Origin of the sequence: Marinovum sp. 2_MG-2023 (assembly GCF_030548265.1) — a bacterium.
GTDB lineage: Bacteria > Pseudomonadota > Alphaproteobacteria > Rhodobacterales > Rhodobacteraceae > Marinovum.
The window spans coordinates 1-24,501 of sequence record NZ_JAUOSD010000021.1; the positions used below are offsets into that span (position 1 = coordinate 1).

Consider the following 24,501-nt stretch of genomic DNA (forward strand, 5'->3'; position numbering starts at 1 on the left):
CACGCTGCAAGCCGAACTGGAAACCGCCAACGCCGATCTCGCCGAGCGGGACACCGCGCTGGCAGCCGCCCAGGAACGGGTGACGCAAAGCGAAGAAACGCTGACCCAAGCCACCGCACGCCTACAGGAGATCACCGCACGCCTACAGGAGGTCGAAGCCGAGCGCGATGCAGGGCAATCCGCGCTGGAGACAGCAAAGGCGCAAAGCGACACGCTGCAAGCCGAACTGGAAACCGCCAAAATTCGTGTGGGCCAGGTCGAGCGTGCACTAAGCCAGCATACCACTCGCCAGAAGGAACTCGAAACGGCACTTAGTGCAAGTCGGGCAGCCCAAGAAGCGGCCCAAGTGCGTGTGGGTCAGCTCGAGGGCGCATATGCGGAAACTACAGCCAGCCTGCAAGAAGCCGAAGCCGAGCGCGACGCCGCCCAAGTGCGTGTGGGTCAACTCGAAGGCGCATATGAGGAAACTACAGCCAGCCTGCAAGAAGCCGAAGCCGAGCGCAGCGCCTTGCAGAGCGATCTCGCCGGAAAATCTGCGCAAATGGAAGAATTGCAACATCGCTCTGATATGGCAAAGCGGGATTTGCGACGCGCCGAAGGCCAAATCGAGATCATCAAGGATTTGCTGCTGCGCACAGGTGGCCTATGAGCAAGAAACGCAAGAAGTCCCGTAACAAGAAGTCCAAAGTGACCGCCCGCCGCTCATCGTCCACGGCGCGCGCATCCACGAAAACCGGGTCGTCCATAACCCCGCAGGCGCAAATTGACCCCGCGCAGATCGAAGCGGCACCATTGGCCGAAACGAGTTTCGGCGACGACCTGCTCGAAAAGTGCCGGACCCGCTGGCAATATGGCAATTGGGATGACTTGATTGCACTAACGCAAGACGACATCACCCATGCAGCAGGGCGCGATAAGGTCGCCATGCTTGTGGCCGCCGGACATGCCCAAACCGGCGACATGGCACGGGCCCGACATTTTGCCAATCTCGCAATGGGCTGGGGTGTCAGCCGCGATATTGCAGCCCGGGTGCTGATTGGCTCTGCACACAACAGCTTGGCTTGCGCGGCGGCGGCTCTGGATCTTTCGGATGATGCCGAGACACATTTCCACGATTCCGTCAGCCTTGTCGAACCTCGAGCCGATGGCACGTTGCTGGCGCACAACCGTCGTTTCCGCGAAACCGCGCGGCTGGGTTTGTTCTCAGAGGCCAGCTCGCTTCTCGAACTCGAACTAAGGGGCCTGAACCGACCAGATGTGTCCGAAAATCCGGACCTGCAAACAAAGACGTTAGCCGAGAATTTGGCGTGGCTGCGCCGCAAGGCAGGATCTAATATTGCCGCGCTCCCCGATAGTGCACCTTTGACCTATGTACCGCTCGCCACCCCGCCCTCCGACGTCCTGGAAGCCCCACGTTTCAACATGGACGCATTCAATTATTATCGGGAAAAGAATTCAGGCTTCCTGTACCTGGATGTCAAATCTCTTCCCCGGTCCGGGCTGCATTACACCAAAACCTGCCTCGAAGACGTTGCCGGCAAGAATTTCAGCTTTTGTGAATGGTACTCTGAACCCGGCTGTTGCAAACAAATGCCATGTGCCCTGACGGGTTTTGACAAACCCTCTGAATTCGGCATCCGCATGATCAAATCCCATGATTTCGACATGAATGATCCAGCGTTTCCGACGGGAACGGCAGTCCGGCGTTTGGTACTTTTGCGCGACCCTTTGCTCATCCTGACATCATGGTGGGCCCTTGATGTGCTGCGGGCAAATGACGAAATGCTTTCGCGGCACGGGATTGATATGCAGAAGATCAACTATCTGCATGAGCGTGCCGTTGTGTCCTCGGCGCATGATTTGGTCGCGCGACATGGCCAAGCTTCAGTGGTGCAAACCCTCCCTGAGTGGTTGGATGACAAAGTCACATATATCAGTCGGTTTATTGAAAAATGGGGACGGGATAAGGGCGCAATTCTGGCTAATTATATGGATTTGCCACAGATATTGCCCGACTTACTATTACCCTGGCGCCGTTTTATGCCCACCGAAATGGAAGAACGTTTGGCCCACTTCGTGCAACACGCGGCCAGCGATTTCAGGCCACGATATACGCCCTGGGTTGGGCCGAACGATACATATTCCGCGTATCTGGAAACACATGCCGCTATGTTTGAAGAAGCTGCCGAAAAAATTCGGCGCAACGATACGAGGCAGCTCCTACCGAACGAAGGCTGAGTGTTTCAACCTGAGACCTCAATTCCAAGTGCCCGCAGAATTTCGATTTTATCGCCTTGATTTTTGGGCGAATTGGGATGGCAGACGATTGCATGTTTGCATGTCTCTGGACGTGTCTCATGGCGCTGGTAATATTGCGTGCGGTAAGGCCAGAAGCCGAAGACCTGTCTTTGCACAAACCCCAGTGATTGGAGAGGTCCAGCCGCCATCTTCGAGACAGGTTTCCCAACCTGAGGGGCGGTTGCTCCATGTGATGTCAAACTCGTCCAACAGTACAGCGTTGAGTGTTCGCTGATCGCTCCCGTCAAATCGTTGTTGTACGCGCTCGGCAATGCGACGCGTGGCGGTGCAAGGACGCATATAAAAGAAACCTGTACAGACGGCAAAACCCCAAGCTTCTTTTGCTTCGTTTGGAAAGGATCCAGGTTGAAACGCAAGATCTACGCCTTGTTTCAGAATGTCCGCAACAGGATCTTGAAGCCAGAAAGCGTCAACGTCGCTGAACAGGACGGAATGCCCCGCCTCGAGGTAAGCGAGCGCGGCTTCAAGCTTGAGAGAAACCGTGTATGCCGCTTTGTCGCTGGGAAAAGAGCTATGATGAAAATGCTCTTTGCTAGTGCCTGAAAATTCACGCGTTGCAGCGTTCAGCAGGCACGAGAAGCCATGGGACGTTAGGAAATCTCTTGAAACATCATCCGCACAGATAAATTCGGGGCAATCCCAGAAACGCGTTCTGCTTGTTGTGCCCAAGCCAATGCAAGTTCTTTATAGCTGGAATTAACGACGGAAAAGACCCGTAAATGCTCTGCATCGGGTGCAAGGGTTTCAATCTGGCTCATAAATTCCGCCGCCTTCTTATTTGGTACCTCAAGCCGAATTACATGGAGCTTGCTAAGTTGCAAAGGCTGCTACCAACCAACAGGCAGAGGTGGTCCTGAATGTTCGACCAGTTTTCCGCCGGGCTAAGCTATAGCATGGGTTTCATTTTCAGGCGGCGGCTTTCAGGTTCGGCGCCCGACTATCATATGCCTCGCCCGGCGTCAGCAGCCCGTGGGGTGAGTGCGGGCGGTTTTCATTGTAATAGGTGATCCAGGTGCCGATCCCCTCACGGGCCTCAGAGCCGGTCTCGAAGGCGTTCAGGTAGACGCACTCGTATTTCAGGGATCGCCAGAAGCGCTCGATCATCCGGTTGTCGATCCAGCGCCCGGGGCCGTCCATCGAGATCTTCACCTGCGCGTCGTGCAGCACGTCAGTGAAGTCGGTGCTGGTAAATTGCGAGCCCTGGTCGGAGTTGAATATCTCTGGCGGGCCGTATCTGGCCAGCGTCTCCTTCAGTGCTTCGACGCAGAACCCCGCATCCATCGAATTCGACAGCCGCCAGGTCAGAACCTTCCGGCTGTGCCAGTCCATGATCGCCACGAGATACAGGAAGCCCCGGCGCATCGGGATATAGCTGATGTCGGTGCACCAGACCTGATTGGGTCGGGTGATGACCAAGCCTTTGAGAAGGTACGGATAAATCTTGTGTGCGGGGTGTTTCTTGCTGGTCCGGGGCTCCTGGTAGATCGGCACCAGCCGCATGAGCCTCATCAGCCGCCGAACACGGTGGCGACCGCATCTGTGCCCCTCTCGCTGCATGTGCCGGGCCATCTGCCGCGACCCGTACCAGGGCGTTTCCAGGAACTGCCGATCGATAATTTCCATGAACGCCAGGTTCTCGGCGCTTTCCCCGCGCGGCTGATAGTAGAGGCTGGAGCGTGCCAGCGACAGCAGGCTGCACTGGCGCCGGACGCTGAGATCGGGATGATCCTGCTTCACCGCTTTCTGCCTCCAGCGCCGAGGATGAGACTGGAGGCTTCCGACAAAAAATCGCGTTCCACGACCAGCTGGCCGATCTTGGCGTGCAGCTTCTCGACATCCTTCTCGGAAATCGCCGGCTCGGCCGATGCGGCACTGCCAAACGCCGATGCCATGTTCTCGATCGCCGTTCTCTTCCAGCCGCTGATCATCGTGGGATGCACGCCGTACTTCTTGGCCAGCTCGGCTGTCGTCAACTCTTCACGGATGGCCTCGAGAGCGACCTTGGCCTTGAACTCGGCCGAATAGCGTTTCCGCTTCGTCATCTGGGGGTATTCCTTCGTCAGTCGCGACAGCTTAGCAACTGGTCCGAAATCTCGCGAACACCTCTGTCTTGATCAATCGTTCAAAACAAGCGGGTCTTGCGATTTGGTCAGATCGTCGATGGCGCGTAGTTGGCCAATCAGCTGGGCCATTTTGTGCACCGGGATCATGTTGGGGCCATCGCTTGGCGCATTGTCAGGGTCTTCGTGGGTTTCGATGAACAACGCCGAAACGCCAACCGCGCAGGCTGCGCGCGCCAGAACCGGCGCGAATTCACGCTGACCGCCCGATGTGATGCCCTGACCGCCGGGCTGCTGTACCGAATGGGTGGCGTCAAACACCACCGGATAGCCGGTGGCCGCCATGGTGGGCAGGCCGCGAAAATCGCTCACCAGGGTGTTGTAGCCAAACGAGGTGCCACGGTCACAGAGCATGATCTTGTCGTTGCCGGTGCTGGCTACTTTTTCAGCGACATTCCCCATGTCCCACGGGGCCAGAAACTGACCCTTTTTGATATTGATCGCGCAGCCGGTTTGGCCCGCCGCCAATAACAGGTCCGTCTGACGGCACAGGAACGCCGGGATCTGGATTACATCTACCACCTCGCCTGCCGGGGCACATTGGGCAGCGTCATGCACGTCGGTCAGGATCGGACAGCCAAATTCATCGCGAATTTTGGACAGGATCAATAACCCTTCTTCCATCCCCAGACCCCGCGTCGTGGTGATCGACGAGCGGTTGGCCTTGTCATAGCTGGCCTTGAAGATGAACCGGGTGCCGGTGGGTGCACAAGCCTCGGCAATTTTCTCGGCCATCATGCGCGCATGGTCGAGACTTTCGAGCTGGCACGGCCCGGTGATCAGGGCAAAGGGATTTTTGCCGCCAATGGCAATGTCACCGACAGTTACAATGCGGGGATTGGCGCGGGGATCGGTCATCACATGGTCTCCAAGGCAGCTTCGATACGGGGCACATCGGACGGGTTGTTCAACTCCCAGAACACACGACCGCGCGCCTCAACTTCGACACAGCGCACCGGCGTGCCGGCATGCAGGAAGCGCAGCTGTTCCAACCCTTCCAGCGTTTCTAACGGGCACGGGGGGTGCGCGACATAAGCCGCCAGCGCATCGGGGCGATAGGCATAGACGCCGACATGGTGAAACACCGGGATCGGCTCAGCCACCTTGCCCGGATCAATATAGGGCAGCACCTCTTTCGAGAAATAAAGCGCGTTCATTTGGGCATCAAAAACGGCCGTTGTGCCGCCGACACGGCCCTGCGCGCGGTCATTTTTCAACGCCTCATAGGTGTCGCGGTCACAGCGCAGCACCGGCGTGGCCATGCCAACGCTTGGGTCGGCTTTCATCGCGTCAATCAGCGCTTCGACAAACCACGGCGGGGTCAGCGGCGCGTCGCCCTGAAAATTCACGATCAGATCAGCTTTGATGCCGGAGGTCTTCATCGCATCTGCGCAGCGCGCCGTGCCGTTTTCACAGGCTTCATCGGTCATCACCACATCGGCCCCAAAACCGCGCGCGACCTCGGCAATGCGCTCATCATCGGTGGCAACATAAACCGCATCCACACCTTTGATTTGACATGCCGCCTCCCAGCTCATCTGGATCAGGGGTTTGTCGGAACCATCTTTTTGGCGCAGGATCGCAAGCGGCTTGGCCGGATAACGGGTCGAGGCATAACGGGCAGGAATGAAAATGACGGTTTTCATAAGGTCTCCGGATAAAGCGCAGAACATAATGGCGCAGAAATTTCATAACGGCCTCATGCCGGTTTAAACACCCCTGGCTTTAAACAACCCCGGTTTTAAACGACTTCGGTTCTAGACGACTCCGGCCCGCAACAGGTCATGGATATGCAACACCCCCAGCGGCTTGCGGTCCGCCCCGGCCACAATCACCACGTTGACCTTGCGTGCATTCATCACCGCCAGCGCCTCAGGTGCCAGACAATCGGGCGGCAGAACCAGCGGGTCAGTGCTTGCCACATCAATGGCTTTACGGCTCATCAGCCCGTCCATGTTGCGGCGCAAATCACCGTCGGTGATGATACCGCTCATGACATCGCCCTGCATCAACACACCGACGCCAAAGCCTTTGGATGTCATCGCCAACAACACATCGGTCATTGGCGCGTTCTGATCCAGTTTGGGAATGGCGCCGTCACCATGCATCAGATCGGCAACGCTGCGCATCTGTGCGCCCAGCTTGCCACCGGGGTGATAAATACCAAAATCCTCTGCCACAAACCCACGCTGTTCCATCAACGCCACCGCCAGCGCATCCCCAAGCGCCAGGGTCAATGTCGTCGACGTGGTCGGAGCCATGCCAATCAGACAGGCCTCAGGGCGGTCGGGCAAGGTCAGACGGTAATCGGCGGCCTTCATCAAGGTGCTGTCCGGTTTGGATGACATGCCAATCATCGGGATCGAAAAACGCTGGGTGTGATAAACAATGTCGCGCAATTCGCTGGTTTCACCGGAATTGGAAATCAACAGACAGACATCACCCGGCCCAATCATGCCCAGATCGCCATGGCTGGCCTCGGTGGCATGTACAAAATACGCGGGCGTCCCGGTCGAAGCCAATGTCGCCGCCAACTTACGCCCGATATGGCCCGATTTGCCAATGCCCGACACAATCACACGCCCGGTGCAGCTTAACACCTTGTCCACCACCGCCTCGAAATCGGCGGGCAAATGATCCGCGAGATAGGCCACCGCCTCTGCTTCGGTTGTTAAGACACGCCGTGCAATATCTGTGCTGCTGGGCGCTGCCCTAACGCAAGGATCATGGGAGGCCGGGGAATTCATATTGATAGCCCTCGCGCAGTAAGGTTAGAACGCAAGCTGCGTTACCACGGCATATTTGAAAACACTATGCTCAAGCCGCCCCATTTGTCATCCCTTGGGCCTTCACAAGACCGACCACTCCGTATCACAATAGGTGCGCGCGGCAAACGTTGCGTCTTCGGCTGCAAGATTTACAAAATCACACAGCTTGGCTATAGCCGCATCCACGACTGACAGAGGGAAATTATGTGTCCACAGCTCTCGTAACCGGTGCGGCCGGTTTTATTGGGTATCACGTTTGCGAACAGCTGATCGCAAAAGGATACGATGTGGTGGGTCTGGATTCGATGACCGACTACTACGATGTGTCGCTGAAACAGGCCCGTCTTGATCGGCTCGAAGGGGATAAATTCACCTTTGTCAAAGGCGCGGTGGAAGATCCCGCGCGGTTGATGGGGTTATTTGACACCCACCGGTTTGATTTGGTGGTGCATCTCGCAGCCCAAGCCGGGGTGCGCTATTCGATCGACAATCCGCGCGCCTATCTGGAAAGCAATATCGCGGGCACGTTTGAGTTGCTGGAGGCTGCGCGGGCTTTCCCGCCGCGTCATATGCTGTTGGCCTCGACCTCGTCGACGTATGGGGCCAACACGGTGATGCCCTATGTGGAAACCGCGCGCGCCGATCATCAGATGTCGTTTTACGCCGCCACCAAAAAGGCCGCCGAAGCGATGGCGCATTCTTATGCGCATCTTTATGATCTGCCGGTCACGATGTTCCGGTTTTTCACCGTCTACGGCCCTTGGGGGCGCCCGGATATGGCGCTGTTCAAATTCACCAAGGCGATCCTCGAAGGCGGCAGCATCGACGTTTACAACAATGGCGACATGAGCCGCGATTTCACCTATATCGACGATCTGGTCGAGGCACTTGTGCGCCTGTCTGATGTGGCACCGGTGCGCGGCGCGCCGCCTGCGGGCGACACCGACAGCCTCAGCCCGGTTGCCCCGTTCCGGGTGATCAATATCGGCAATTCCGCCCCGGTGAAGCTGCTTGATTTCATTACCGCCATTGAAAGCGCCACCGGGCACACCGCCACGCGCAACATGATGCCGATGCAGGCCGGGGACGTGCCCGCCACATGGGCCGATACCGCGCTGCTGACCAATCTGGCCGGTAAGATCCCGCATACCGATGTCACAGAAGGTGTCGCCAACTTTGTGGCGTGGTATCGCGACTATTATAATTGCTGATACCGGGGGCTGACCCGCCCCCCCCCCCGCGGGTTCCTCATTCATAGCGAGATATTGCGGGTTTCGTGCCCCAAAACGCCGGGCACAGAGGGTCACATCTCTCTTTGAGAATACCTTGAAGCCGTCCTTCAGGCACCACAAGCCGTATGAATGAGTGGCAAATACTGGTGCTAAAAATCAATCCCGCTTTTTTCATATGGCCGTTCCGGGCGCAAAAGACGGGCGGTGATGTCAGAGAACGAGCTCCAGGTGCTGGCGAGAAACCGGTCGGTGGCGCTCAGCAAAATCATGTCCGCCAGCGCATATTGCAATTGCGCCTCGGATCGATCGTAAAGGCTGCGCGGCAGGGTGCGCAGACGGTCGCCATAACGTTTGGCAAACAGCGCATAGGTCTCGGGCAGATCAGCCGCGAGAAATATGGTTTTGGCCCGACCTTTGGCGATCAGCGTGTCAATGCGCGCGACAAAGCGGTCAGCCTGGCTCTTGGCGCGCCACGCCACGATTTCCTGATGGCGCCGGGCAGGCCAATTGCCGGGCGCTTCGGGGGCAAGGTGATCAAAGCCAGAGCCAGTGGCCATGCGAACATGCGCTGAGACATCGCTGGGATACTGCACAGTTTCCACCAGCTTCAGCACCGGGGCAGAGGGCACCAGCGCGTGCAGGAAAGCCTGTTCATCGTCGTGGTCGCGCCAAGGGCTTCTGAGCGTATAGGCTGAACGGATATAGACATCGCCATGCGCCTCATCGCCGGGCGGGATTATGATCGGGGCCTCATAGCGGGCACCCTCCTCGACCTCCATGTAGTTAAACACCGCAACCGCATGGGCGCGGCACAGATCGGCGATGCCATCCTCAATCACCGGGCCGGGATACTCGAACAGGTCCGACATCAGGCAATCGCAATGATGATCGCGCCGCCAGATCACAAACAGATCATACCCCGCACGCTGAGCAATGGAGGCCGCCGACGCGATGGCGCGCAGCCTGTTGGCCAGCCCGTGCTGGGCATCAATAAACAACCGCGGACGAACAAGCCGGCCACCTCGCCCCGCTGCGGGCCACCGGGCCGGGTACATCACTTCTTGAAACCGTGGCGCACATTCCGGATCGCCGTGGCGGCCTTCCAGGATTTTGATCTGTAGATATGATCAAGCTCGGAGCGCGTGTCATCCAGCGCCTTTTGCAATTGATCAAGCGCTTCTTTATCAGCGCTGATCCGCGCCGCCTGCTCAATGTGACGCGCCTGCGTTGTCTTAAGCTTTTCAGCCTGTTCCGCACATTCGTCTTCCAACGATTTCGTGCGAAGATGCAGCTTCTTGTTGTTTTCACGCAGCTGTGAATTCGCAGAGACTTGAGCATCGCGGGCCTGCCCCATGCGCAAAACCACCGCCCCAAGCGTCGCTTCGCGGTCCTGGCTTTGGCGTGCAGCCATAACAGCTTGTTTTTCGGCAGTGACCAAACGTTTGCACTGCAAATCGCTTTCCAGCGCGTCCTGTTCCACCTGATCGCGCAACTGCGCTATGTTTTCGTGCAACTGTACGCATTCCGCGCTCATCATCTCGCTCTCGGCAAGATCCGCTTTAAGCCGGGCTGCCTCCGCTTCAGCGGCATCAATTCTTGCATGCGCTTTTTCGCGCTCTTTAAGCGCTTTTTCTGCCGCGGCTTCCAGTGTTGAGATCGTCTCCTGCATCTCAGCAATATTCTGCGACAGAAACCCTTTTTCCTTGCTCAAGTCGCGATGCTCTTCGCCCTGTTTCAGCCGAGCTTGAAAATTCTGATCCAGATCCGCCAAATCAATGCTGCTGACATCGTCTGCGGCTATGGTCATGGCGTCGATCTGATCGGACACGCTGCGCAGATCGGTATCGTCTTTCAGGATATGTTGGGCCACGATCTGACACAGCGCCAGATCCGCATGAGGTTCCGGTTTTGCGCCTGTCTTTGCGCCTGTCAATGCGTGGTCTTCGGACACTCTGATGTTCAGGCGCTGTTCCAGCCGCTCCACCAGCGCGGCCGGTGCCCGCAACAGGCTGGCTTCATCCAAAAGAAGGATGCGGCTGCGCGCCTTGCGCACCGTACCAAGCAACTGTGTCAAGGCGTCGTTGCTGCGGCGCGCGGCTTCGGACGGCAACACTCCTTCGGTCAGCATCTCAGCAAGAGCAAGCGCGGGTGCTTTGCCAATCACCACCACGGGCAAATCTGTGGATGCTTCAAGGCCTGCTGGAATTGAGGCCGCACGCACTCCGGTCAAAGGGGGTTCAGCCTGCTCAAACAGCTTTTTCAAAGCCTCAAAGCCCCTTTCGGAACCCGATACGACAACCTGAATTTCAAGACCCGACTGCTGTGAGGCCGACGACTTGGGCGGATTGGTTTGTTTAGACATTCTCTCTCCTCGGGAACGCCAGACCGAAACGTTGCAACACAGTCAACGAGATTTGAAGCAACTGCAACCGCTGCATCACGCCTTCGTGATGCAGCGGTCTCGGTCAGTTTTCATAATGGCCCGTCTTGTGCCAGTTCCAGGCGTCCCGAATCATCTGCTGGACATCGGACCGGGCAGGTTTCCAGCCCAGTTCGGCCTCGGCGCGGGTGGACCCCGAGACCAGTTTGGTGGCATCCCCGGCCCGACGTGGACCTTCGGAATACGGCACCGCCTGATTGGTGACGGTGCGGGAGGCTTCGATCACTTCGCGCACCGAAAAACCCGACCCGGTACCAAGGTTGAACACCTCACTGCCGCGGCCATCCGCAAGCCATTTCAGCCCCAGAACATGCGCATCCACCAGATCGCAGACATGCACATAATCGCGGATACAGGTGCCGTCGGGCGTGGCGTAATCGGTGCCGTGAATGGTCAGTGCCGGCCGCTGGCCGTCAATTGCCTCCAGCATCACCGGGATCAGATGGGTTTCGGGGCGGTGGTGTTCGCCCACCTCGCCCTCAGGATCCGCGCCAGCCACATTGAAATAACGAAAGATCACGTGGCGCAGCCCGTGAGCCGCTTCGAAATCGCGCAGGATGTCTTCGATTGCACGCTTGGAGGCGCCATAGGCATTCAGCGGCAATTGCGGTGTATTTTCATCCAGCACCACGTTGTCATGTTCGCCATAAGTGGCACAGGTCGAGGAGAACACGAAGTTGAGACAGCCCGCAGCGGTGGCGGCTTCGATCAGGGTGAGCGATCCGGTGACGTTGTTGTGCCAGTATTTACCCGGTTCATTCATCGCTTCGCCAACCTGGCTAAGCGCGGCGAAATGCATGACCGCCACCGGCTTGTACTCGGCAAATACCGCATCCAGAGCGGCGCGATCGGTCAACTCACCCTCAACAAGCGGGCCGAATTTCACCGCATCCCGCCAGCCGGTGACAAAATTGTCAAAGGTGACAGGTGTAAATCCCGCCGCCTTCAGGGCCTTACAGGCGTGAGAGCCGATATATCCGGCACCGCCGGTCACAAGTACATTGTTCATTGGATCAACTTTTGCTGTCGCGGGCCGCGATCTCTTTGATATGGGCAAGCAATTCCTCACCCAGATCCTCACGTGCCAGACCAAAGTCAAGCGTCGCATGCAGAAAGCCAGACTTGCTGCCGCAATCATAACGGCGCCCCTCAAAGCGGAAGCCATGCACCCCCGCCCAGGTGGTGATCTCGCGGGCAATGGCGTCGGTCAACTGGATCTCACCCCCGGCGCCGGTTTCCTGACTGGCAAGGTTTTTCAAAACCCGCGGTGTGAGGATATAGCGACCGATCACGGCAAGGTTTGACGGTGCGGTGCCGGGAGCAGGTTTTTCGACCATACCGCGTACCTTCAGCGTCCGGCCCTCGCTGGCTTCGACGTCAAGCACACCATAAGACGACGTCTTGTCATCGGGCACTTCCATTGCTGCGACCATACAGCCGCCAACCTCTTCATAGGCGTCGATCATCTGCTTGAGGCAGGATACCTCGCCTGCGATCACGTCGTCTGGCAGCATCACCGCAAAAGGTTCATCGCCAATCAGACGGCTAGCACACCAGACCGCATGCCCCAGCCCCAAGGCATTGGCCTGACGGACATAGGCAACAGCCCCGCTTTGCATATTGGTTTTCTCAAGCTCCTTGAGCAGCTTGTCCTTGCCCTTTTTCTTCAGCTCGTTTTCCAGATAAGGGCGTTGGTCGAAGTAATCCTCAAGCGCACTTTTGCCGCGCGAGGTGACGAAGATGAACTCTTCGATCCCGGCTTCGCGGGCTTCGTCGATGGCGTATTGCACCAGCGGACGGTCGACCAGCGTCATGATTTCCTTGGGAACTGATTTTGTCGCCGGCAGAAAACGCGTGCCCAGCCCCGCAACCGGGAAAATCGCCTTTTTGACCTTGTGCTTCATCGTGAATGCCTTTCTTTAATGTGCCCTGCCCGGCGCGGATGCTCAGAGCACAGCCCGCAGCTTGTTCAAATAAACGTCGAGAAGCGCCTGCGCGCGTTCTGCGCTGTTGGCTTCGGTATAACAGCGGAACTCCGGAGCGTTGCCCGAGGGACGCAGATGCACCACATCGCCATCCTCAAAGCGTAACCGCAAGCCATCTGTCAGATCGACATCCGCCTGCGTACCCTCAAAGAAATCTGCCCGTGCGCCTGCATCGCTGCGCAGTTTCTCCAGGAACAGACCCGAAGCTTCGGGGGCAATACCGGTCAGACGGTCCGCAGCGGTAAAGCGCGGCGGCAATGCGGCCACCAGATCGGCCAGCGGCTGCCCTGCGGCGCGCGCCATGCTCAACGGTGCCAGCATCGGCAACAGGCAATCGCGGGTCATCAACGGGCTCAAAAGACCCGCTGGACCGCTGGCCTCAAAGCCCAGAAGGAAGCCGCCATTAGCCTCGTATCCAACCACCTTGGTGCCCGGTGCTTCAGTGAGCACCTCTTCCATTGCTGCAATTACAAAGGGGGATCCAATGCGGGTGCGGTGAAGCGCGGTGAACTCTGGCATCTGGGCCACCATGGTGTTGGACGATACCGGGGTGCAGATCGTATCAGCCCCCAGCATCCGCGCACTCAGCGCCCCAAGCACATCCCCAGGCACGATACCTCCGGTCTTGTCAGCCACCATCGGGCGATCCGCATCGCCATCGGTCGAAATCAGCGCATCCAACCCGTTATCGACACACCAACCAGCCAATAGACTGCGGGTTTCAGGGTCGACAGCTTCAGTATCAACCGGAATAAACATATCAGAGCGCGCCAGCGCGACCGCGACACCGCCAAGCGCCGTAACAACATCAACCATGATGTCGCGTGCCACAGAGCTGTGCTGGTAAATACCCACGCGCAGCCCCGCGAGGGCTTCGGGTCCAAAACTTGCGGCATAACGTGCGACATATGCTTCAATTGCCACGCCTTGCACATCCTCACGGCGTCCCGGCGCAGAGGCTGCCGGGGCGGGCGTTTCCAGATTCGCCAGAATCGCCGCCTCGTCAGCCTTCGAGATCTCGCCCTGGGGCGTATAGAACTTAAGCCCGTTGCGGTCTGCGGGAATGTGGCTGCCGGTGATCATCACCGCCCCCTGCCCTGCCTTGAGCGAGGCCAGCGCCAACGCCGGCGTCGGCAAGGCACCATCAACAATCACAGTTTGCCCGGCGGCTGTTATTGCAGAAATCACCGCTTCGGCAATTTCTGGCGACGAAGGTCGCAAGTCCCATCCCACATGCACAGCCCCGCCGGTGGGGCAAGCCGCAAGAAACGCACGGGTATAAGATCCAACGAGATCGGCCGTCAGTTCTGTGACAAGGCCGCGCAGGCCACTGGTCCCGAATTTTGGTGCCATAAGTGTTCAGAATCCTTTTGCTAAATTCAGGAGCGGTCTAACTTCTGGCCAAAACGGCTTTCAAAATGACCCTGGCTCGCGAATTATCAATTTCGTGACATTGTTTTTGGGTGAGCCCAACCAGCACATGCTGACTACACTTACTGAAAGTTGGGTCATGGCAGAGCCCCGTATATTCATGTCACCGCTCTAATTCGGCTGCACGTTTAGTGGTTTTGGCTGTTTTATTCAATCAGAGCTTTCACTCTTCTCGAAATTCGCGAGCAAGGCGTACCTGTTGACGGCCCCCTTGCTCGCAAAGGGTTATTCCATGAGCGCTTTTACGTCGGGGCTCTCCATCCAGGGCACCGAAATCGCAGGGTCATGGATCACCTCGCGCCCCTCTGCTGCCAACGCCAGATAACGGCGGTATTCCTCGGCATTGTTGAAGTGTTGGCCACGCGCCACCTCGGTCTGGGCTTTTTCCAGGAAATGCGCGGTGTATTTGAAATGCGCAAAGATCATCTCTTGCGCGGCGCGGCGGATTTCGGCCCCGTAATGCAGCCCATCAGACAGACGCATCCAAGGCTGATACTTCACCAGCGCGTATTTCTGCGCGACAAAGAGATCGGGCCGCGTGCCAGGCATCAACCGATGACGCAGTGCCGAAGTAATGGTGGAGGCATCAGAATACGGCCCCTGCCCCAGCGTTTCCCGCAGGAAAGGCTCGCGATCGACATATCCCGCCTCGTCAAAGGGGGTGCCATTGGCAAATGTCGCCTCACTCAGCGGACCTTGTGGGTACATGTCGAGCATGTTGATCCGCACCGCATCGGCTGCGTTGAACCCTTTGCCAGCCAAAAGTTTGGGCAAGCCGGTACGTTTCCAGCCGCGATAGACCAGAAGCTCGTCGATATCCGCCAAAAGCGACCAGCGACCAACCCGCAGATTGCCGACAATCGCCATTTGCCAGGCCACGCCGTACCGCGACAGGTTGTAATCGGTATCCGTCGAAAACACCGCCACATCCGGTTGCTCCAGAAGATATTCCAACGACCCATCATCCGAGCCATTGTCGATCATCAAAAAGCCACCCACCCCAAGCGCACGATAATGGGCGAGGAAATGTTTCAGCATGAACATCTCGTTGCGCAGACAGGCAACCACCGCCACCGGCACGTCGTTAACTTTTGTCAGCTGTGCTTCAGAGCTGATCAGCTCCAGCGCCCCGGAATGATGGCCAAGTTTTACAGGTGCGAAGGTGGGCCAGATCTTTTTCGGGAACAATCCGGGCTTTGACAGCCGGTCCAGCGCAATGTCCTGATCTTCGGTACTGTCGAGATGGATTTGGCTGATACCGGTCGAGGGGCCGGGATAAAAGCTATTGAACCACATCGGCACCGGTTGGCCGTCAGAGTGAGTCCGGCGGCGGATGGTGGCCTGATAATCCTCGTCCTGCACATGGATGCCACGGGTCGCCAGAAGATCGCCAACCGTTTTATCTTCCATGAAGCTGGTATTGATCAACCGCCGCCCCTCGGGGCTCTCGGCGGCCTCAAGCAGCACCGACATCGCATGTCGGCTCAGCATATAGCCGTTGCCGCCATCGGCATATTCTGATGGGGCCGGCGAGCGATCCAGTTCCAGTTGACCGCGCGCGGTGCTTGATTTTGCGCAATGCCAGCTGCGGTCAGTCTCGCCTATCTCATGACGCAAACGACGACCGTAATAGTCAAACTTGCGATAGCTCTGGTTGTGCAGCAGCGTCTCAGCATCAAGAAAACAATCGTCGTCAATCTTGAGCATATGAGCGAAATCGGTGTTGTCCCGCACCCAGCGTATCGCAGCCAGTGTTTTCTGCGGCAGGCTTTCGTAATCATCTGGCACATTCAGCGACAGCAAATCGTGGTCGCGGCTGCCATCACCATCCCCGACCACGATGACATAGGGAATAGCCAGATCGCTGAGACGGGCCAGCCATGTTTCCCGCATCTTCGCGATACGGGTTGGCAGGTTTGCCTTGCACGACATCACCATGATGACCGTGTTGAAAAACGACGAGGTCCAGCTCCAGTCCGCGCGCGCGCCACCTGTGGGCATTTCGCGCTCTGGGTTAAAATTGGGAAACAGCGCCAGCGCCGATCTGGCCAGCCCCGTCGGATGCTGGCGCGCCGCGGGCACCAATGCCATCAACGCACTGCGCAAGGCGGGGTGTTTGTAGACGTCAAGCTGATGATCTGTGGGCAATTCCGCCCGCACACCACTGATCCGCGCCAAAATTTGGGTCGCCAACGCGACATTGCCAAGCTTTTGCACCCCATTCAGCAGCGCCAGCATCATACCGATGCCAACAAACCGACTGCGCTGCGAAGACAGCGCCGTCATATTGTCCAACAGCCTCACAAGACGCGCCTCGGCCAGCAGCTCATCAACCTCTGGACGCGCCAGATCCGCCAACAAGGCGGTGGCCTCGCGGCTGGTGGTTTGCTGCAATCCCAAGAACGGTGCCTTGGCGGTTTTGAAGTAACGCCGACGGATAGCAGCGCGGGTCAGATCTTTGAGCGCCTCAGCCTCCTGGCGATCAAAAGGCCGCCCGGGAAACGCCTGCATCCTGAGCGCGGCTTCATCACCCCGGTTGCCCTGACTGCGCAGCCGGGTGGCAAGCGCCGCACCGGTCGCGGGGCGAGTCTGACCTGAAGGTCCCAAAAGCTCTAACCGGAACCGGGCGACATCGGGGGTGCCAACGGCTTCGAACACCGCAAAATCATCGGCCTCGGGTTTTTCTCCGGCCAGCGCCGCCGCCTGAAGACGGCCAAAGGCCGCAGCAGCGGTACCAAGCACCACGCTGTCCTCCAGAGCCGCGCTGCCAAGCTTTTCCCAGAAGCGGGGTGAAAGCCCGTAATTGCGTACAGCAAAACGTTCGAGCCCCTGCGCCATACCGTCCACCATCAGGTGGCGTGCGCGCACCAATGCCACAGCCGCATCGACCAGCGCGGCACAGGGCGCACGATCCCAGTAACGTTCGCTGCGCCGTTCAATGAATTCCATAAAGGCCCGCAGGAGGTCTTCAACTTCTTTTTCCGTCGCAGGCTTCCGCGACTGTTCCAGAAGATCACGCACCACCCAGGCGATGGCCGGGGTTGCACACCAACCGCCTTTTGCGCGGGCCATCTTCTGAAGCAGGGTGACGACCTCTCCCAACCGTCCTTCCATATAAAGAAAGGGTAGGATCACCGAATTGTGCCACATGCTTTCGTCTTGCGGGGTAAAGCGGTGCAAATCGAGCGACGCAACATAGCGATAAAGCCCACGGAAATCATCGGCACTACAAAACGCATCGGTCACGCCGAGAAAGACATCCCGCTGTTGGCGCGGGGTCAACCGGTAGCGCTCGATCACCTCTTCGAGAAGCCCCGAAAGGTTCGGGGCCGGGGCTGTTTTAACGGCAAGTGCGAAATCACGCTGGGCCTGACGCAACACCAGTTCTTCGGGGTCGAGCGGCGCAATCCGGGGCACCGCCCCCCCGGCTTGCCCTTCGCTCAGAAACGACATCACCCCATAAGTGCCTGCGGCCTCTTCGAGACGGTCCAGAACGGTAGGGGGCAGCTGATCGCGAATACCGGCAAAACGCAGATGCTCAATGGCCAGCAATATATCCTGCGCGGGTTTTATCCCCTCGCCCTGAACAATCTTTTGGATCTGTGCCACCAGTCCCGCCCGATCAAGTTCCAGCACCGCGCCACACGGCAGGCCGTTATTGAACACCTGCATGCGCAACGGGGCATCAGGAGCAACGCCCAGCCAGACCCGCCCCGGCAAGGCTGCGGTCACCCCGATCATCGGAGTTGAAATCTTGTGGTTGGACGCATGGCCCGGACGTGGCTTTATCTCGCACCGGATCGCTTCGCTCACGCCCTCGATACGGATATGAGGCGTCTGCTCATCCAGACCTGGATCGCCGCCCCAGCCTTCGAGTTGCAGCGGCGCAACAAAAGACAAGGCGCCAAAGGTCTGGCGCTCGGCATTGCCTGCGCCCGCTGCTGTCAGGCTGTCTTCAACGATCGCGCCCTGAAACGTAAAATGGCCAATCCGGTCCAGGTTCGGGAATTCGGTGATATAGGTAAATATTTCGGTGTCGTTGAGCATCACCTGAACACCGCCATCCCGGAAATGGATCGTCACGATGTCGCCTTGCTCCGCAAGGACCGTCTCGCGGGTCCGCTCCGCCTGCCAGGTACCATCGGGTCGGGCGTTGACAACCGCAAGCTGGCCGGGGTGACGCAAGGACAGGTGAAACAGGATCGCCCCCTGCGGCGCATCAAAAAAGGAAATGTTGGCAAAGTGAGATTGGGTGAAGTCGAGCCTGTAAGTCAGGGAACCGCCACCGGCTGCTCTGAATTTCTGCATAATACGGGTCCTTGAAATTAATCCGGCGCGGCGGGCACCGACAGATTGCGCTTTCTTTGCAAAAAAAATGCCTGAACTGCAATTCAATCCTGCGCTTTGTCCCCCAGAGCAAGCAATTGGCGTATCCGCGCGCCTACAAACCCGTCACATGTTACCGCCGCTGGCCCGTGCAGTTGAACAAAGTCAAACCGGGCGAATTCAGATAGGGCGGCGTCTTCAAAAGTCGCGCGCGTGGCCGCGTCAGGATAAATGGCAAAATTCAGTTTCTCCCAGATGGCGCGCACCATCAGCCGTGCGGCATCCGGCGGGGTGGCTTGCAACGTGTGGATCGCCTTCGTCAGGTCCCCAGCCTGAACCGGGTGTTGCCAAAGCTTGCGGCAGGCGGGCCGGGTCGCCAGCCGCGCGGGAGGGCCGGACAGATAAAGCACCCTGTCCGCCTGCGCGATCGCCGCAAACAACAGCTGCCACGAAGACAGGGGGGTTGGCCGAAACCTCAGCCCCTGCGCCAAAAGAAAGGCGCGCTCAAAGATCTTGGCTGACGGATGGGCGTGGATAAAAAGCGCATCCCTCGGGGTGGGGGCAAATCCCTCGGGAGCGGACAACCGCGCCTCGCCAATCCCCGTTTTGTCATGTAACCCGCTGTGGGCCGTGTCAGGCAGCAAGACAAACCCGGCAAAGCCGATCTGCGCCCCCGCCCGGCGCAAACGGTTGTGCCAGATCGCCAACGCACGGGGCGGCAGGGTATCGCCGGCGTCAAGAAAGACCACCGCCTCGCCCTGAGCCACATCAAGTCCGGCATTGCGCGCCAATGCAACGCGCGTTTCCATGTCGTCGCCCCCCGGAGCTTGAAGCAATCGGACCCCCGCGGGCAACGACATGGCAGTCAGCCTTTCGTGCGCGGCCGCCCCATCCGCCACCACCAGCACCTCTGCCTCGGGCAGGCTGCGGGCCTGAAGCGCGGCAAGGCTCTGGTTCAGCGCGGCCCCGTCGCCATCGCTGGGAATGATCACGCTGACTGGCACATGACCCGCAAGCAGACTGACCCACCACATCGCCACCCCCAACGTCGGGTCAGGCGGCAGGCCTGTGGCGGCCTGTGCCGTGCGGCTGGCAGCGATGAACCGGGCGCGGCGGTCGGGGTCCGTGATTGCCTGAGATCGCTCAAATGTCAGCCGGGTGGTGATCTGTGCCAGGGCCCGAGCTCCGCCGGATTTATCAGATCCGGCAACAATGGCCCGCAGAATCTCCAGCACATCGAATTGCTCAAACACCCGTTCGCTGCCATCACGGGTGATTTGGCCCGGACGCCCTTGGGTGCTGATGTACAAGGGTTCAGGCAGGTGTACAAAGTGATCGCTTCGGCAGGCATACCGATAAAAGAAAGCATGGTCTTCGTAGTTCAGCCCTTCATCAAAACGTAAATCCGCCATGAGATTGCGCCGGTAAAGCTTGTTCCAGGCCGATGGAAAATGGCGGACCACCTGTGTCCAATCAGACAAATCAATACGCCGCGGGCTGCGATCGGCGGGCATATCGGGAACACCATGAATGGCGGGATGCGGTGTGGGTTTGGTGCCGTCTTCGGGACAAAACAGAATACCACACGCGACCCAATCCGCCCCGGTTTCGCGCAGGGTGGTTTCCAGACGCTCAAGGTAGGTGGGTGCGACCCGGTCATCGCTGTCGACAAAAGCCACCAGGGTACCGCGCGCGCGCGCAAGCCCGGTGTTGCGCGCGCGCGACAGCCCGCCATTGGGTTGGGTGATCAGCTGAAAGCGCGGATCCCCCCCCGCCTCCTGGGTGGCCAGCAGGCCACTGTCATCTGTGGATCCGTCATCCACCGCAATCAGTTCAAAATCGGTAAAGCTCTGATCAAGGATTGAACGGATACATGCCCTGATATGGGCCGCCACATTATAGATCGGCACAATCACTGAAATCCGGGGCACCGAAATACGAGGCGTCGGCACACGGGAGGCCGAAACCTGCGCCGCCTCGGTCACGATAATCTCGCTCGGCTTTCAACCCAGGCCAAAAACGCCCGGTCAGGCGCGCGCAGCACCGGGCGACCGGTGTCCTGCCACCACGTACGCCATTCGGCCTCAAGCGCATATACATCCGCCCCCGGTATGACCGCGCGGGCAGCATCAAGCGTGTCCGGTCTGAGCTGTGGGGCCTCGGCGGATTCAACAACCTGCGCCTTGCGGGTAAACACAAGAAGGTCATCGGGGGCCTCGGCCATATCGTAATCCGGCAGATGCCCGTCCTGGATCATCCGCCGCATGGCAGCCCGAAACACCCGACGCGGCGCGGCGCTGCCGGATTTCTTGTGCAATGTAGTGACACTGACCCGCCATTCCGGCTGTCGCCCGCAATGTTTACGCGCCAGTTCATAGATCCGCCGCTCCAGCGGTTTACGTAGCCGGAAATAATCGCGGCTCAGGGTCAGCACCGATTTGGCCAGCACCGAACGATACAGCCAATCCGACAGGGTTACCGTCACACTGACCATGCGGCCACTGCCCGTGCGGCGCACGATGCGCCAGCTTTCGATCAGACCAAATCCGGTCGTTATCTCTTTGCCCCCTGCAGCCAGGTTGGTGGTGATACGGGTGCCCGCAAGGCGTTCAAAGGCATCACGCAACCGGGCATAGCTATCCCCGCCGGTGTCTCGGTTGGTGGCCACCAAAAGGTCATGTGCCTTGAGTTGCAAATTGCGTGACACCGCCCGCCCCGCATTGAGCGCCGCCATCAACTGGCTGATACAATAAATCAGGATATCCTTGTCGTGAATGGTTGCCCGTCCCAACACAGACGGCGTCACCTGTACCGAGACACCATTATGAGCATAGTGCAGAATACGCCGATCTGGGCGGGTCGACAGCGAAAACACCGGATGTTCCATCGTCCCAAGATCATCTTTGGGGCTGGCATCAAACATGTCGCACACAAAGAAATCCGCAATCGGATAGCGATCCGGCAATAGCCCAGAAGGCGCACGTCCCCGTCCGCTGCCCTCGTCTCTACCGTCTTTACTGCTCATGTCCTGCCTTGTTTTTTGTCCCCGATGTAAACGGGGTTTCAGTGACACCTACCTTATCGCCCTTCCACCGGAACGGTCCAGATATTCCTTATTCCACTCGGAGTTTCAGAGTCGGATAAGCGGAGGATCAGAGTCACCCGAACGGAGGATCAGAGTCACCCTGGTTCAAAAGAAAGGGCGCAAGACATTGAATTCACATGAGATTAAAGATCCTCCAAGATCTGTAACGTACTATATAACAAAAAATAACTACGAAAACCGGCTTGGACCGGCCAAAAATCACGCAAAATATGCTGAGAAACATCTGAAAATGTCGCCATGTTATCAAAAAAATTGCATGTGCGCATAATATTGGTATTGTAATGAAAAATGCGCATATCGGCAGGTTTCCATGAAAAACGACGCGTCCCCTCAAACCGCTCCCTATTTCAACATAGACCCCGACAAGGCTCTGGCGCAGTTGGGTCATCAAACATCGACCACCGACTTTGAAGTCATTGCTCAGGCCTGTGCTGCAGGACGTGAAGATCTAATCAACCGAGGTCTTCAAGAAAATGGGGCTCGCCGGCTCCGACTGTTTTCCACCTGGGAAATCACCACCTATCTTATCCCCGTGGCCACCGCGCATTTTCGCAGGGTTCTGAAGGCCAATCCCGATTTGCCTCAGGGGACCAGCGAAACCGCCGGCGGTACAAAATGGTTCAGTCTTGACGAGGTGCTCCGGCTACGGGCGTTTTTTGGCTCTGAAGGATCGCGTAGCAAAGAATACCAACCCTACCGGCCCAAGGGACTTCCGGCCAAGATCGCCGCGGTGGCCAATTTCAAGGGTGGCGTGGGCAAGACATCAACAGCCGCGCATCTGGCAATGTCGGCGGCTCTGGATGGCTACAAGGTGCTTGTCGTCGATCTGGATAGCCAAGGGTCAATGACCTCTATTTTTGGCGGTCAGATCGAAGATGAATGGAGCACGGTTTTTCCGCTCATGGCCCGCCACTATGCCCTGCATTTGCGTGAAGAAAACCAGCGGCGCCTGGATCGTGGTGAAGCGCCAATCCCACTGGATGACACGCTAACCGAGGCGCTGACGGTAAAAGCGGGGGAATTGGTGCGCAAAACCCACTGGCCCAATATTGACCTGATTGGCGCGCAGCTAAACCTGTATTGGGCTGAGTTTCAGGTGCCGGTTTGGCGCATGCAGGGGAGAGGCTGGAAGCTTTGGGATGCGCTGACCGATATGTTCGAAGCTGATGGGGTGCTTGACGCCTATGATGTCATCTTTGTCGATACGCCCCCAGCGCTTGGATATCTGACCATCAACGGCCTGGCGGCGGCGGATATTTTGATGGTGCCCATGGGGGCTTCGTTTCTGGAGTTTGACTCGACAGGGCGGTTCTTTGACATGTTGCATTCCACCTTTGGCTCGATCGAAGAGGCCGAGAATATGGCCGCCCAAGCGCTCGGGCGTGAAGGGTTGGCGTTTGAATGGGATGCGGTCCGCGCGGTGGTCACCCGCTATGACGGCACCCAGCAAGCCGAGCTGGCAGCCCTGATGCAGGCCTATCTGGGGCCGGTGCTGTCGCCACATCGCCAGAACTTTACCGCATTGATTGGACAGGCTGGCGAGCAGGTGCAGGGTATCTATGAAGCGGATTACCGTGACTTCAATCGCGAAACCTATGTACGGGGCCGTGAAACATTTGACGCGACCTATGCGGCGTTCAAAACCTTGCTTTTGGGGAGTTGGCGGCGCGATGAGCTGGCCCAAACCGAAACGCCTGTATGACCTTCTGTTCTAGGTCCGCATCTTGAGGAGGAAACATCCGATGTCCAAGCGTAAACGTCTGTCGCCGCCGATGGCGATGCCGGTTTCTGCCCCGGTTCCAGAGGGCGCGGAGCCCGTCGCGCCCTCCCCTCTTGGTCCGGGTCCCCGGCGCCGATCCGCCCCTATCGCTGATGTGGCCGCAGAGAGCGCAGCTGTGGCTGCGCTGGAAGAGGTGAGCCGGTCGATGGAGGCGGCGCGCGAAGAGGGGCGCATGGTGCTGTCGGTGCCGCTGGAGAGTATCGTAACCGATCATCTGGTGCGCGACCGGATCGCGGCGGAGGGTGAGGATATGCAGAGCTTGCGCGACAGCCTGCGTGCTCGGGGACAACAAACCCCGATTGAGGTGATGCGCCTGGAGGAGGGGCGGTATGGGCTGATTTCCGGCTGGCGGCGTTGTCTGGCGCTGCGTCAATTGTTCGAAGAAACCCGCGACGAGCGTTTTGCGACGGTCCTGGTCCTGCTGCGCCGCCCCGAACAGACCCAGGATGCCTATCTGGCCATGGTTGAGGAAAACGAAATTCGCGCTGATCTCAGCCATTACGAGCGAGCGCGGATTGTGGTGAAGGCGGTCGAACAGGGGGTTTTTGTGGATGATCGCTCGGCGCTCAGGGGATTGTTTGGTGCGGCCTCACGTTCCAAACGCTCCAAGATTGGCAGTTTTCTAAGCGTGGTGCGGGCATTGGATAGCACGCTGCGCCACCCTCAGGCGTTGGGAGAACGGCTGGGGCTGGCTCTGGCCAAGGCATTGGAAATGCCCGGTACAACAGAGCGGCTGGTTGAGGCGCTTGAGGCGCAGGTTTGTGATACAGCAGAAACAGAGCAATCCGTGCTTCAGGGCGCGCTGACCGCACAGGTATCCGGATCAGAGCCTAAATTACGTTCCGAGGGGCGAGAGGGCGCGCAGGAAATTGCAAAAGGGGTGTGGCTGCGCCAAGGGCGGGGCGGTGTCCTGACGCTGGAGGGGCTAAATGACGATCTGCGCGGGCGGATGGTGGCGTGGCTGCGCGCAGAGCTGGGGTAGCACCCTGCCCTC

At 58.4% G+C, this 24,501-nt stretch carries 17 protein-coding genes and 1 pseudogene; 5 read left to right on the forward strand and 13 right to left on the reverse strand.

Going from position 1 to position 24,501, the window contains the following annotated elements:
• Together Q4577_RS18845 and Q4577_RS18850 are read left to right on the forward strand one after the other, a co-directional pair.
• Nucleotides 1-649, forward strand: a pseudogene (locus Q4577_RS18845) (hypothetical protein); the annotation flags it as partial.
• Nucleotides 646-2,238, forward strand: a complete 1,593-nt coding sequence (locus Q4577_RS18850) for a hypothetical protein (protein ID WP_303471794.1) — start codon at nt 646-648, stop codon at nt 2,236-2,238. The pseudogene Q4577_RS18845 and the gene Q4577_RS18850, both read left to right, overlap by 4 nt.
• 117 nt (nt 2,239-2,355) lie before the next feature.
• Here Q4577_RS18850 and Q4577_RS18855 read toward each other — a convergent pair whose 3' ends face one another.
• From Q4577_RS18855 to Q4577_RS18875, 5 genes are all read right to left on the reverse strand, one after another.
• Nucleotides 2,356-2,988: a putative nucleotide-diphospho-sugar transferase gene (locus Q4577_RS18855; protein ID WP_303471796.1), complete on the reverse strand. Its 633-nt coding sequence runs from the start codon at nt 2,986-2,988 to the stop codon at nt 2,356-2,358.
• Nucleotides 2,989-3,225: 237 nt separating this feature from the next.
• A protein-coding gene (locus tag Q4577_RS18860; RefSeq protein ID WP_303471798.1) for an IS3 family transposase occupies nt 3,226-4,361 on the reverse strand; the annotation gives its coding sequence in 2 pieces (ribosomal slippage) (nt 3,226-4,094 and nt 4,094-4,361; 1,137 coding nt in all).
• A 72-nt stretch (nt 4,362-4,433) separates the two neighbouring features.
• Nucleotides 4,434-5,297 (reverse strand): 3-deoxy-8-phosphooctulonate synthase, encoded by an 864-nt coding sequence (gene kdsA, locus Q4577_RS18865; protein WP_303471801.1) that lies wholly within the window; start codon nt 5,295-5,297, stop codon nt 4,434-4,436.
• Nucleotides 5,297-6,085 carry a 3-deoxy-manno-octulosonate cytidylyltransferase gene (locus tag Q4577_RS18870; protein ID WP_303471803.1) on the reverse strand — a complete coding sequence of 263 codons (789 nt, stop codon included), beginning with the start codon at nt 6,083-6,085 and terminating at the stop codon, nt 5,297-5,299. Before Q4577_RS18870 ends, kdsA begins: the two co-directional genes overlap by 1 nt.
• 111 nt (nt 6,086-6,196) lie before the next feature.
• Entirely contained in the window at nt 6,197-7,093 is an 897-nt protein-coding gene (locus tag Q4577_RS18875) for an SIS domain-containing protein (RefSeq protein WP_303471805.1), read from the reverse strand.
• 320 nt (nt 7,094-7,413) lie between these two features.
• Between Q4577_RS18875 and Q4577_RS18880 the strand changes: the two genes are divergently transcribed.
• Nucleotides 7,414-8,418, forward strand: coding sequence for an SDR family NAD(P)-dependent oxidoreductase (locus Q4577_RS18880; protein ID WP_303471808.1), 1,005 nt, complete (start codon nt 7,414-7,416; stop codon nt 8,416-8,418).
• A gap of 170 nt (nt 8,419-8,588) precedes the next feature.
• Here the strand turns inward: Q4577_RS18880 and Q4577_RS18885 are convergent, their stop codons facing one another.
• The 8 genes from Q4577_RS18885 to Q4577_RS18920 all read right to left on the reverse strand — a co-directional run bounded on the left by Q4577_RS18885 (nt 8,589) and on the right by Q4577_RS18920 (nt 21,646).
• Nucleotides 8,589-9,437 (reverse strand): hypothetical protein, encoded by an 849-nt coding sequence (locus tag Q4577_RS18885; protein ID WP_303471810.1) that lies wholly within the window; start codon nt 9,435-9,437, stop codon nt 8,589-8,591.
• Between the two features lie 56 nt (nt 9,438-9,493).
• Complete coding sequence (locus Q4577_RS18890) at nt 9,494-10,801, reverse strand: hypothetical protein (protein WP_303471812.1); 1,308 nt, start codon at nt 10,799-10,801, stop codon at nt 9,494-9,496.
• 103 nt (nt 10,802-10,904) lie between these two features.
• Nucleotides 10,905-11,888, reverse strand: coding sequence for a UDP-glucose 4-epimerase GalE (galE, locus tag Q4577_RS18895; RefSeq protein WP_303471814.1), 984 nt, complete (start codon nt 11,886-11,888; stop codon nt 10,905-10,907).
• 4 nt (nt 11,889-11,892) lie between these two features.
• Nucleotides 11,893-12,783, reverse strand: a complete 891-nt coding sequence (gene galU / locus Q4577_RS18900; RefSeq protein ID WP_303471816.1) for a UTP--glucose-1-phosphate uridylyltransferase GalU — start codon at nt 12,781-12,783, stop codon at nt 11,893-11,895.
• 42 nt (nt 12,784-12,825) lie between these two features.
• Complete coding sequence (locus Q4577_RS18905) at nt 12,826-14,217, reverse strand: phosphomannomutase (protein ID WP_303471818.1); 1,392 nt, start codon at nt 14,215-14,217, stop codon at nt 12,826-12,828.
• Nucleotides 14,218-14,520: 303 nt separating this feature from the next.
• The gene (locus Q4577_RS18910; RefSeq protein WP_303471821.1) at nt 14,521-18,603 is read right to left on the reverse strand and encodes a glycosyltransferase family 2 protein; all 4,083 of its coding nucleotides are present in this window, start codon (nt 18,601-18,603) and stop codon (nt 14,521-14,523) included.
• An 83-nt stretch (nt 18,604-18,686) separates the two neighbouring features.
• Nucleotides 18,687-20,606, reverse strand: coding sequence for a glycosyltransferase family 2 protein (locus tag Q4577_RS18915; RefSeq protein WP_303471824.1), 1,920 nt, complete (start codon nt 20,604-20,606; stop codon nt 18,687-18,689).
• Complete coding sequence (locus tag Q4577_RS18920; RefSeq protein WP_303471826.1) at nt 20,603-21,646, reverse strand: replication initiator protein A; 1,044 nt, start codon at nt 21,644-21,646, stop codon at nt 20,603-20,605. Before Q4577_RS18920 ends, Q4577_RS18915 begins: the two co-directional genes overlap by 4 nt.
• A 391-nt stretch (nt 21,647-22,037) precedes the next feature.
• Here Q4577_RS18920 and Q4577_RS18925 point away from each other — a divergent pair, with 391 nt between their 5' ends.
• Both Q4577_RS18925 and Q4577_RS18930 read left to right on the forward strand, forming a co-directional pair.
• On the forward strand, nt 22,038-23,429 hold the full coding sequence (locus Q4577_RS18925) for an AAA family ATPase (protein ID WP_303471828.1): 1,392 nt from the start codon (nt 22,038-22,040) through the stop codon (nt 23,427-23,429).
• 40 nt (nt 23,430-23,469) lie between these two features.
• Nucleotides 23,470-24,489 carry a ParB N-terminal domain-containing protein gene (locus tag Q4577_RS18930; protein ID WP_303471831.1) on the forward strand — a complete coding sequence of 340 codons (1,020 nt, stop codon included), beginning with the start codon at nt 23,470-23,472 and terminating at the stop codon, nt 24,487-24,489.
• Nucleotides 24,490-24,501: the final 12 nt, after the last annotated feature.